Annotated in this window: 1 protein-coding gene; it reads left to right on the top strand. The window is 36.6% G+C overall.

The genetic code is table 11. From position 1 onward, the window contains the following. On the top strand, positions 1-246 hold a 246-nt coding region (locus tag H5125_RS21995; protein ID WP_220487408.1), incomplete at both ends, for a transposase.

Here is a 246-nt window from a genome sequence, read left to right as displayed (position 1 = left end):
TAATGTCCGTAAAAACATGAAAGCTAAAGCATTATCCCTATGGGATAGAGCGATGCTTTCACGTCGATTTATCATTGAAACCATCAATGACCAGCTAAAAAATATTTCACAAATAGAGCATACAAGACATCGAAGCGTGCATGGTTTTATGTTGAATATGATAGGCGGATTGATTGCCTATCAACTGAAAGAAACTAAGCCACAACTCAATATTACGAATGCTGAGTTTGGCGCTATTGTTGTTAT

It is taken from the genome of Shewanella sp. SR44-4 (assembly GCF_014163715.1).
Taxonomy (GTDB): domain Bacteria; phylum Pseudomonadota; class Gammaproteobacteria; order Enterobacterales; family Shewanellaceae; genus Shewanella.
Note: the sequence above shows the minus strand (reverse complement) of the source record. Positions and strands in the feature narration are given on the sequence as shown.